The following is an 11,401-nucleotide window of genomic DNA, read 5'->3' on the forward strand; positions in this document are numbered from 1 at the left end:
CAACAATATTAACAAGAAATCAACATGCTTTTTGTTTCATGCCATTGTCTATCTGGCATTCAGCCCAAATTCCTGCTCAACGGCTTGGTACCATTCGTCGTCGTTTGTGGCATTCCAATCCACCCATTCTTCATCAGATTTTGTTTTTCTCCAGGCAATAAAGGGTTCGGCATCGGGACCAACGGGATGTCTTAATTTCCAATCGTTACTCTCAGCAACTTCAAATATCTTATCAGCTACCAGTGAGGGTGGTGTAGGGGTTTCTAAGGAAGCTTTAAAAAGACCAGCAAGTCGTTTTGAATGCGGATAAATGGATTCTTGGTCGGTGGATATATCCATAGCCATTTGGGTTTTGATAATCCCAGGTTCCACGATGGCTACCTTAACATTGAATGGTTTTAATTCCTGCGCCAAAGCTTCACTAATGGCTTCAAGTGCATGTTTACTTGCGGCATACCCACCCAAGGGACTATTTGCAATGTGCCCTGAAACAGAGGCAATATTGATGATACAACCTGATTTGTTTTTTCGCATTTGTGGCAACAAGGCCTTAGTACATCGTAGGACTCCCAAATAGTTGGTGTTCATAATGGCTTGGAAATCATTTATAGACATTTCTTCAATGGAACCATGACGTTCAATTCCAGCATTGTTGACAAGCACATCTATAAAAACACCGTCTTGATTGATGTTGTCCATACATTGTTTAACAGAAGTATTAGAATCAACATCCATCTCACAAATTGTAATGTCTAAAGATTCTTTTTTAATGCTCTGTTTTAATTCTACAGCGGCTTCGGGGCGGCGCATTGTAGCAATTACTTGGTAACCGGCACGCCCAAATTTTAAGGCGGTTTCAAGTCCGATACCTTTGTTTGTTCCTGTGATGAGTACAGTTTTCATAAAATATTATTTTTATCAAGCGGGTTAAAAGGCGATAAGGGAGGTGTTAAGGAATTTGGGCTAGAATAGAAAATCTATTGGTTTTTTGATACCAAGGTGAGGCTAGTTGATTTCCTTTATTCTTCTATTTGCGGCAGTTGGTTAGTTAATAAGTTACTAAATATAGAATTAGTAATGGAGAATTAGCAGAAAAATAGATAGAAATGATTTTTTAATTGAATAGGAAGAGACAAAGGTTAATTCATCGATCTTAAAAACAAAAAGAGTTGAATGCTGTAGGCAATAAAAAAGAAAACCCTTGAAGTTAAGTAACTTTCAAGGGTTTTTGCGGAGAAAGAGGGATTCGAACCCCCGGAGGTGTGACCCTCAACAGTTTTCAAGACTGCCGCATTCGACCACTCTGCCATTTCTCCTAAGCGGTTGCAAATATAAGAACTATTCTTGAAAAGAAAATAATTTTTTTTAAGAAAAGTTTTGGTTTTAAATTAAAGGATTCTAAAATAGTGATTCACAAGGTTTTGTTTGTCGTAATTTTTAAAATTCAAAAGTTCCTTCTATGGTCAGGAGGTATTCGTTTGCCTTTTGCATATTTAATAAGATTTATTTGGAACATAAAAAGGCACACTTCCAAATCGCTATCTTTGCAACCTAAATTAAATGAAGTTGGGAATAATAGAACAATTACAATGGCGTTATGCCACAAAGGCCTTTAATAGTGAAAAGTTTTTGACAGAAGAACAGCTATCCACATTGTTACAAGCATTTAATTTGACTGCCACTTCCTATGGTTTGCAACCTATTAAATTAGTGGTTGTTAAAAATAAAGAGAAACAAAAACAATTGGTTGCTGCTAGTATGGGACAAAAACAAGTGGAGCAAGCATCACATGTGTTAGTGTTTTGTATACAGACATCGATAGATAAAGAGTTTGTAACTGAATACTTTGATAGGGTTCATAACATTCGAAATACTCCAAAAACGGTTTTAAAACCTTTTAAGAATTTCCTAATTGACGATTTTGAAAACAAGTCCCAAGATCAAATAGAGGTTTGGGCCACTCATCAAGCATATCTAGCCATGGGAAATTTAATGACCGTTTGTGCTATGGAAGGTATAGATGCCTGCCCTATGGAGGGGTTTGAAGCACATAAGTATGATGAATTATTAGGTTTAACTCCCAAAGGATTAAGATCGGTATTGGTTATGCCCATTGGTTTCCGCGCAGATGATGATATGTTTGCCTCCTTTAAAAAAGTTAGAAAGGATCTTGAAGATTCTGTAGTTATTTGGTAAAAAGACAAGTCGATAAAGCATCGGCATTAATCTATTTTACACTCTTTTTTGTGCCTTATAAATTGTAGTTTTGAAATCTTATTTTTAAAAATTAACCATGCCTGGATTTGAATTGTTTGGAGATATAGAACGAAAGGAAGTTCACGAAGTTTTAGAGACTGGAGTATTAATGCGTTACGGATTTGATGGAATGCGTCAAGGGCGTTGGAAAGCCAGAGAATTAGAGCAGGAAATTCAAAACCAATTACAAGTCAAACACGCTCAAGTGGTATCTAGTGGTACAGCGGCAGTTTCAATGGCATTGGCTGTTGCAGGTATAGGTGCAGGTGATGAGGTCATTATGCCCACCTTTACATTTGTAGCCAGTTTTGAGGCTGTCATGATGGTTGGAGCTATTCCTAAATTGGTAGATATCGATAATACTTTAACGCTTGATCCGTTAGCGGTTGAGAAAGCCATTTCCCCAAAAACCAAGGCTATTATGCCAGTTCATATGTGTGGAAGTATGGCAGATTTATCGGCTTTTAAAGCGTTATGTGCTAAATACCATTTAAAACTCATAGAAGATGCTTGTCAGGCTATTGGTGCCACCTATCAAGGAAAAGCTCTGGGAACTATTGGTGATGTAGGTTGCTTTTCTTTTGATTTTGTCAAAACCGTAACCTGTGGTGAAGGTGGAGCTGTGGTTACCAATAATTCGGAGTTTTACCAAAACGCCGACCATTTTAGTGACCACGGTCATGATCATATAGGCATGGACAGAGGAGCTGAAGGACATCCATTTTTGGGTTATAATTTCCGTATTTCCGAATTGAATGCTGCTGTTGGTCTAGCTCAAATGAAAAGACTTCCCAGTTTTATTGAAACTCAAAAAAAGCACTATACGATTATTCGTGAGGCTATAAGCCAAGTGAAAGGAATTGAGTTTAGAGCGGTTCCTGAAGGGGGAGAAGAGAGCTATGCCTTTTTGAATTTCTTTATGCCCACATTGGATGCAGCTAGAAAAACTATGGAAGGATTTAAAGAACAAGGGGTTGATGGCTGTTTCAATTATTATGATAACAATTGGCATTACATAAGGAAATGGGAGCACCTTAAAGAATTGAAGACTCTTTATCCTGTTTCTAAAGAGGTGCGTGATGGTCTTCAATATTTAGCGAATGCAAATTTTGACCAATCAGATTACTTTATAGGCCGTAATATTTCTTGCTTAATCAAATTGTCATGGACTGAGGAAGAGGTGAAAAATAGAGCAGAAAAAATGGTTATGGTTATTTCTGGGCTTCTTGCCTAAGATAATTTCCTGATTCTAATTAGTTTAGTATTTTTACTAAAATGCTGAATTATTAGAAGTTACATCTTTATATCGGTTTTTATATGTTGGGTGTTTTCTGGTTTGTGTGTATTACAAGCTCAGGAAATAAAACCTGATTTGACCAATCTCAAGCAAGTAACATTTAGATATTTAAATAATGAAGATGGCTTGTCACAAAATAGTGTGATTAGTATTGCACAAGATAGTACGGGGTATCTTTGGATTGCTACTCGCAGTGGACTGGATAGGTATGATGGCAACAATTTTAAGCATTACAATAAACAGTTTGATGCAACGGCCAAGGGCAGAGGAAAGGTTTTAGGAAGGACTTTTGTTGACAGGCAGGACAATTTATGGATTATATCTTCTGGCTGTAAATTAGAGAAATATCAAAAGGAAACAGATTCCTTTTTTAGAGTTTTTCCTAATGATTCCGTTGTCAATATATTTCAAGACTCTTATTCCAATATGTATTTCAGCATGTATAATGGTCAGGTAATAACTATTGGTGCTAAGAATAAGGATACCACGGTCCTATTTAACCCTCCCAAAAAAGATCTATTTGTACATCATTTTCTGGAAGAAGGGGAACATTTATATTTGACGACGTTCAACGATATTTATAAGTACAGTTTAAAATCAAATACATATGAGATTATCCATAATAAGAACTCATCTAGAAATCATGTATTAGAAAAATCTCAAGATGGTGTCGTATGGTTGGGAACTTTAGGAGATGGTCTGTATTACAAATCTAAATCTGATTTTGATTTTCAATCTGCAAATACAATCAATCCCAAACTTCCAGAAAATCTTTATATTCTTTCACTTCACGAAGACAAATATCAAAGATTATGGATATGTACTCTTAAGCAAGGTATTTTACTCCTTGATCTTCGTACCAATACAATTGAAAAACTTAAGTTTCAAAAAGGCAATTTATATGCTTTAAGTGATAATGAGATTTTTACTTTATATGAAGATTCCAATGGTGTTATTTGGTTAGGAACCAATGTTTCGGGTTTGGCATATTATGATGAATACCTTTCTAAGTTTAATGTGTTAACAGCTAGTCAAGTGCCAGAGGACGTGAATGTTGAGGTTGTACTCTCTATTGCAACTGATAATGAACAGAATGTGTTTTTTGGTACCACTAATGGTTTAACAATTTACAACAAAGTTAGAGATGAATTCAAAACCCTAACAGATAGAAACTCACCATTGCTCACATCAGCCATAAACGCCATGTATTATGAAAATGGTGATTTATGGGTGGGACATGGAACTGTATTAGGAAAAAAAGGAGGTCTAACCATTATTAATGATCAAGGAGGTTATGAAGTTTTCAATGCATCCTCAAAGACGCCTTTGGATATTAATTACATCAACAAGATTTTTAAGGATTCAAACGGACAAATGTGGCTGGCATGTGATTATGGCTTGATTAAATTTGATAGGAAGTATGGTATCATTGAAAAATACCATTATACAAATGATGACTCCACTTTAAATTCAATTAATTCTGTATCGTGTATTATTGAAGATTCCAACAAAACCCTATGGATTTCAACCTATACAGATGGAGTTTTTAAAGTAGATATAAAGTCTGGAGAAGCGGAACAAATCCTTAAAGAATCAAAAAAAATTAAAAGCATTGCTTTTGACCCAACTAATGAAAATATTTTGTGGGTTGGTACCAATGGAAATGGCCTAATTAGGTATGATATTCAATCTAGAGAGAAGGAGGTGTTTTCGGTTGATCAAGGTTTTCCAGATAATTGTATTTATGGTGTTTTATTTGATGAGTCCAATAATCTTTGGATGAGTACCAATAGAGGCTTGGTAAAGTTTAGATATCAGGGAAGTAATGATTTTTTAATTGAAAACTTTAATACTAATGATGGCTTACAATCTTTGGAATTCAATACGAATGCTTATTATAAAGACAAACAAGGAGTCATGTATTTTGGAGGTTTGGCAGGAGTCAATTGGTTTAAACCAGAAAATATTACCAAAAACCCAAACGTTCCAAAAACCATAATATCTGATATAACAGTTGTTAACAATGAAATTGATTTTTCAAAGAACCATACTTTTTCCAGTGATAGTAATACCATTTCAATTAGATTTGAGAGTTTAAACTTTTCTAAACCTAAAGGGAATAATTTTAAATACCGATTGATTAATCATGATGAGGAATGGATGGAGTCTGGCAATAATAATTTGGCCCGATACGTCAATTTGCCACCAAATGACTATAGGTTTGAAGTGATTTCCAGTAATTATGATGGTCTTTGGAACACAATACCTGCTACTTATTCCTTTACGATATTAAACCCATGGTATCTTAGTAGTTTGGCAAAATTTATTTATGTTTTGCTGGGGTTACTTATCATTTATGCCGTTTACATGTATTTAAATTGGAGGTGGCAGATGAAAATGAAATTGGAGTTGGAAACCCGAGAGACAGATAGATTAAAAAAACTAGATGAATATAAAACCAAGTTATACAATAACATTTCTCATGAGTTTCGTACCCCGTTAACACTCATATCAGGACCAGTAGATAACCAATTGTGTAAACCCAATATTTCAGAAACTGATATACAAGAATTAAATCTAATTAAGAGAAGCTCTAAGCGCTTACTGAATTTGGTTAATCAATTACTAGATTTATCTAAGTTAGAAACGGGTAATTTAAAATTGAATGTTGGACAAGGAAACTTATCTGTTTTATTAAAGCAAATAGTCACTGGGTTTGAGTTTAAAGCGAAAGATAAAGAACTGGAATTTACGTATCAAATAGACGAGGTGAATGAAGCATGGTTTGATAGGGATGTTGTTGAAAAAATAGTGTCTAATTTATTGAGTAATGCTGTAAAGTACACACCCGATGGAGGTTATATTAAATTTGATGCTACTTTAAATGATGGATTTTTAACTGTAACAGTTGTCAACAATGGCAATAGTTTAAAGGATGAAGAATTACCTAAGCTTTTTCAACGGTATTATCAAAACAATACACATAGTGAAGGAGTGGGTATAGGTTTGTCCTTAGTCAAAGAGCTTACGGTTTTGTCACATGGAACAATCGTCGCTCATTCCATGAATGACAATGATATTCAGTTTGTGGTTAGTCTTCCAATTGAGAAAAGTTATTATAATCATTCAGAAATACAACCTACATTAAACATTTCAGATCTTGAGGAAGACTCAGAAATTAGGCAGGATTCCAAGGCTTCATTAAATGGTAAAACAGTCAAACCTTTACTACTCATAGTTGAGGACGATGAAGATATAAGGACTTTTGTTAAATCCATTTTGAAGGATCATTATAAAATAATAGAGGCTTCAAATGGGGAAGAAGGGATAGATAAGGCGATGAACCATGTACCTGATATCATTATAAGCGATGTCATGATGCCAAAAGTAGATGGCATCAAACTTTGCAATACCCTGAAGGAAGACATTAAGACCAGTCACATACCTATCGTTCTACTGACGGCCAAATCAGGGGATCATAACGAAATAGAAGGCTTACGAACAGGGGCTGATGCTTATTTAACTAAACCATTCAATAGTAAAAAGCTCAAAATAAGAGTTGAAAAACTTCTAGAGACACGTAAGAAGCTTCATGAATATTATGGAAAGAGCAATGTGTTGAATTTTTATGAAATGGAAGTGTCCAATACAGAGGAGCAATTTTTTACGAATCTTAAAGAGGCGATTAAAGAAAATTTGACCCAATCTGATTTTTCGGTGGAAACCTTGAGTCAAGAGATGCGCATGAGTCGTATGCAATTACATAGAAAATTAAAGGCTCTTTTTGGGCTTTCTACATCAGAATTTATTCGCAACGAACGTTTAAAAATGGCTGTATCATTATTAGAAAAATCAGATGATACTGTTTCAGAAATAGCCTATAAAACAGGTTTTAATACACCTTCCTATTTTATTAAATGCTTTAAGGAGGTATACCATTCTACACCAAAAGAATATCTTCAAAACATCTATAAATAAAGAGTTTTTAGTACTTGTTACATAAGTGTTACACTTTGTTACAGGAGTGATACCTCTTCTTTTTTTATCATTCTAGCTTTACACAAGTAGACAACCCATATTCTCAAAATTCCCTACAGAGAAATTTTTTAATAGCATGTTTAAAAAAGACAAATTAATAAAAGATGATAAGAACATCTTTATTCATATCGACCATTTAAAAACTGGTGAATACACTATTAATATCATGCAAAATAAGAAAGCTATTAAATCAATAAGAATTACGAAATCCTGAATGCAAGTTTAGAGATGTACTACCTATGTAATTAAAAGCTCTTGACTATTTGCAAAGGAAATTAGGAGGTTAAATACAAATACTATTAAAAGCTATTAATCAAAATCTATAACTTATGAAAACACAATTTTTCACAGGAAACAAAAAAAGTCAATCATCAATTGGTATGCTCATAATTTTACTCATGCTAGCAGTAAGTTGTGAAGAACCCTCAGAGTTTATACAGTCAGATGATAACAATATGTCTAACAAAAGCTTCAAGCAAACTAATGACCAAATGGTATATGAATTTGAAGGATCTGTGTTTGATATTGCAAGCACGCCGGATGGTGGCATTCTTGTTGGAGTCAATAATGGGGCGTCCAAACGTGTCGACCTAATAAAAAATGGGAGCGTCCAAACGATGACTACTTTTGATGCAGCCACAGATATACAAGGAATAGCCTCTATTGGAAGCGGGAATATCTATGTTTCAACAGGGGGGTCAGACCTGGCCCAAAATGGAGAACTATATAAGGTGACACCTTCTGGTGGAACCATGGTGGCAGATCTTGCCGCGTTTGAATATGAGAACGATCCAGATGCCAATTATGGAACACAATGGAAAGATCAATTATGTGAAGCCATAGACGGGTACAGTGCAGGTCCTCAAAATAATCCCTATAAGGTGGCGGCTGTTTCGGGAAATGAGTTTCTTATCGCCGATGCCGCAGGAAATACAGTTTTATCGGCCAAATCAACAGGTGAAATTGATTGGAAAGCCATTTTGACCCCTCCATTGGATGAAAATGGGGACTATTTAATTCGTTGGCAGACGGGAGCTGAGGGCGACATTCCTTGCTATGTGCAACCAGTGCCAACTTCAGTAGCCGTTTCAAATGATGGTTCTGTATTTGTAGGGGAATTAACGGGCGCTCTCGCCGATACAGATGGTTTACCCATTGGTCGTTCTAGAATTTGGAAAATACAACCAGGAGCCAACCATGTGGTATGTGCTGAAGATTCAGAAGATTGTGAGACCATAATTAGTGGTCTAACCTCTATAATCGACATTGAGATAGGTCCAGACAACCTTCTTTATGTGGTTGAGTTTGACCAAACCAGTTGGTTGTCTTTGTACATTCCCAATTTAACCGTTGGAGGATCTATAAAGGCATATGATTTAGATGGTAACTTGGATAGGGTAGTAGCTTCAGGTTTAGAATACCCTAGTGCCATAACTTTTGATAATGAAGGTCATTTGTGGCTTCTTGAAAACAACAGCACCTCATTTGCCACTGGTAATAATCCGACTGTGAGAAAAATCTATTAATAACCATTTAAGCCGTAAAAAATATCATGAGTTCAGTCTTAAATTTTAAAAACGTCAATCTATATGTTGCGATTCTTTTCGTGAGTTTGATAAGTTGCAAAAATGAAAGTAAGGAGAGCAAACAGAAACTTGCAAGTGTTGTTTCAATTGAAAACAAACGAAATGTCGTTGAGGTGACTACCAATATTATGGACTTTGAGATTCCAACGCAACTCCAGTCTGGGTGGACCACTTTTAAATACAATAACAAATCTGGAGAAACGCATTTCTTTATTTTCGAGAAAATGCCCGAGGGAATAACCATTGAAAATTATAAAAATGAATTGGTGCCTCCATTTAAGGCTGCTTTCACCTATTTAAAGGAAAACAAAATAGAAGAAGCTATGAAGGAATTTGAAAAAATTCCATCCTGGTGGCAGGATGTCAAATTGGGTGGGGGCGTTGGTTTAATAGCACCAAAAAGTTCAGCCGAAACTACAGTTTATTTGAAACCAGGCACCTATGTGATGGAGTGCTATGTTAGAATGCCAAACGGGATGCCACATGCATTTTATGGTATGTTAAAGGAAATTGTAGTATCCAATGAATCAAATAACAATAAAGAACCTCAATCAGATTTTGATATTCACCTTTCAAGTAAAAAAGGAATCACTTTTATGGATTCCATAAAAGCGGGAGAGTACCAAATGGCAGTAAGGTTTGAGGATCAAAAACTATATGAAACGCTATTGGGGCACGATATTAATCTCGTAAAGTTAGATGATATGAAACTGCTGGATTCGCTGGGTACTTGGATTGATGCTTCTAATATCAAAGCTTTTAAAACTCCTGTTCCAAAAGGGCTAACTTTCCTTGGAGGTGTTGAAGATTTAGAAGCCGGTGAAACAGGTTATTTCAAGGCCAAATTGGAAAAGGGAAATTATGTGCTGATTTCTGAGATTCCCAAGGCAGTAGAGAGAAACATGTATAAAGTTTTTAAAGTGTATTGAAACGGATGGATAAAAATAGGATAGAATCTTCTTGAGAAGACATTATATTTCATAGCACCACTCATTAATAAATGAAGCCTAATTGATTTGCTTTGATAAAAATTTATTAACTTAAATATCTTAAAACCAATTACATATGACTTGTTTAAAAACTAACTATTCAAAAATCCTGATTTCCTTCGTTGGAATCTTATTTCTATTTAATTGTAAAAACGAAAAAAAGGATCCTGTCAAAGAAACCGAAGTGATGGTGGTTGAGGAAACCGTACCAGAACCAGAAAACGTCATCAATGTCATCACTAAAAGTATGGAGTTTATCTGTGCTGATACCATTCCCTCGGGATGGAATACATTTAAATATCAAAATCAGTCCAACGAAACCCATTTTTTCCTTTTGGATAAATACCCGGAGGGAAAAACTGAGGAGAATGCCATTAAAGAGATTGCACCAGTTTTTGGGGAAGGGATGGATTTAATTAATGAAGGGAAACCAGAAGAAGGATTTGCCGCTTTTGGTAAGCTGCCTGCATGGTATGGGGACATTGTTTTTTCTGGCGGAACTGGACTCATAGCGCCAAAACATACAGCCATAACAACCGTAAAATTGGACCCAGGATATTACATTATGGAGTGTTATGTGAAAATGCCCAATGGTAAATTTCACACATTAATGGGAATGGCAAAGGGTATTATAGTCACAGATGAAGATAGTGGTAATTCGCCACCAGAACCAACCGCAGAAATAACACTTTCTGGTGAGGAAGGGATTAGCTTTCCAACTCCAATAAAAAAGGGAAAACAAATTTTTTCTGTTTTAGTAAAGGATCAAAAACCACATGAAAATTACATTTGGCATGATATCAATCTTGTTCGACTAGATAAAGGAGCGAGTATAGAAGCCCTTGAAGCGTGGATGGATTGGTCCGATCCCAAAGGATTAATCACACCAGTTCCTGAAGGATGTACTTTCTTAGGAGGTGTCAACGATATGCCAGCAGGGAGTAAGGGTTACTTCTATGTTGATTTAAAGCCGGGTAAATATGCCTTTATATCAGAGGTGCCTAAATCAAAGCAAAAAGGGCTCTTAAAAGAGTTTGTGGTATTTGATAATTAGTAATTAACATAATCAACAATTTCTAAACCATAACCTATCATTCCCACTCGTTTGGTCTGCTCACTGTTGGAGACCAAACGAGATTTTAGATTTTAGGTGTTTTTGGTTTGTAAAATCAGGTTTTTTAGACTGTTCCATTAGATTTTAGTCAAGAATAAATCCCTTTTGTATTGAGGCTTAG

At 35.5% G+C, this 11,401-nt stretch carries 7 protein-coding genes and 1 tRNA gene; 6 read left to right on the top strand and 2 right to left on the bottom strand.

Features of this window, described 5'->3' with window-relative positions:
- Positions 1-48 precede the first annotated feature (48 nt).
- Both ZA07_RS12440 and ZA07_RS12445 read right to left on the bottom strand, forming a co-directional pair.
- Positions 49-903 (bottom strand): SDR family oxidoreductase, encoded by an 855-nt coding sequence (locus ZA07_RS12440; RefSeq protein ID WP_053971992.1) that lies wholly within the window; start codon positions 901-903, stop codon positions 49-51.
- A 328-nt stretch (positions 904-1,231) separates the two neighbouring features.
- A tRNA-Ser gene (locus ZA07_RS12445) sits at positions 1,232-1,316 on the bottom strand.
- A gap of 244 nt (positions 1,317-1,560) precedes the next feature.
- On the opposite strand from ZA07_RS12445, the gene ZA07_RS12450 reads away from it, so the two are divergent.
- The 6 genes from ZA07_RS12450 to ZA07_RS12475 all read left to right on the top strand — a co-directional run bounded on the left by ZA07_RS12450 (position 1,561) and on the right by ZA07_RS12475 (position 11,220).
- Positions 1,561-2,196 (top strand): NAD(P)H-dependent oxidoreductase, encoded by a 636-nt coding sequence (locus ZA07_RS12450; protein WP_369793524.1) that lies wholly within the window; start codon positions 1,561-1,563, stop codon positions 2,194-2,196.
- Between the two features lie 97 nt (positions 2,197-2,293).
- Positions 2,294-3,490 carry a DegT/DnrJ/EryC1/StrS aminotransferase family protein gene (locus ZA07_RS12455; RefSeq protein WP_053971993.1) on the top strand — a complete coding sequence of 399 codons (1,197 nt, stop codon included), beginning with the start codon at positions 2,294-2,296 and terminating at the stop codon, positions 3,488-3,490.
- Positions 3,491-3,628: 138 nt separating this feature from the next.
- Positions 3,629-7,531, top strand: coding sequence for a hybrid sensor histidine kinase/response regulator transcription factor (locus tag ZA07_RS12460; RefSeq protein WP_157492130.1), 3,903 nt, complete (start codon positions 3,629-3,631; stop codon positions 7,529-7,531).
- A 389-nt stretch (positions 7,532-7,920) separates the two neighbouring features.
- On the top strand, positions 7,921-9,117 hold the full coding sequence (locus tag ZA07_RS12465; RefSeq protein WP_053971995.1) for a ScyD/ScyE family protein: 1,197 nt from the start codon (positions 7,921-7,923) through the stop codon (positions 9,115-9,117).
- A gap of 26 nt (positions 9,118-9,143) precedes the next feature.
- On the top strand, positions 9,144-10,106 hold the full coding sequence (locus tag ZA07_RS12470) for a hypothetical protein (RefSeq protein ID WP_053971996.1): 963 nt from the start codon (positions 9,144-9,146) through the stop codon (positions 10,104-10,106).
- 136 nt (positions 10,107-10,242) lie between these two features.
- Positions 10,243-11,220 (top strand): hypothetical protein, encoded by a 978-nt coding sequence (locus tag ZA07_RS12475; protein WP_053971997.1) that lies wholly within the window; start codon positions 10,243-10,245, stop codon positions 11,218-11,220.
- Positions 11,221-11,401: the final 181 nt, after the last annotated feature.

Origin of the sequence: Mangrovimonas sp. ST2L15 (assembly GCF_001280515.1) — a bacterium.
GTDB lineage: Bacteria > Bacteroidota > Bacteroidia > Flavobacteriales > Flavobacteriaceae > Mangrovimonas > Mangrovimonas futianensis.